The following is a 276-nucleotide window of genomic DNA, read 5'->3' as shown; positions in this document are numbered from 1 at the left end:
AATCAAAAGCTTAATAAAGCTAATGGCGGACAAGGTGGGATTCGAACCCACGGTACGCTTTCACGTACACACGCGTTCCAGGCGTGCGCCTTAAACCACTCGGCCACCTGTCCATCTGCACTTCGCGTCCGATAAAGGAGCTATCGTGGGAACGGCGCGATATATACCGATGAATTTTCTGGGATCAACCTGAATCTGACAGTTTTTTGACTTCGGGACAAAAAACTACACACTTCTCCTCCATTGCGTTTGTGCCATTCTCAACCTATCTAAAGA

The 276-nt window shown here is 47.8% G+C and carries 1 tRNA gene; it reads right to left on the bottom strand.

The features are described from left to right. Positions 1-23 precede the first annotated feature (23 nt). A tRNA-Ser gene (locus ACR9ZK_RS21950) sits at positions 24-113 on the bottom strand. Positions 114-276 lie beyond the last annotated feature (163 nt).

The sequence above is a fragment of the Monashia sp. HAY1-5C genome, from assembly GCF_056755255.1.
Note: the sequence above shows the minus strand (reverse complement) of the source record. Positions and strands in the feature narration are given on the sequence as shown.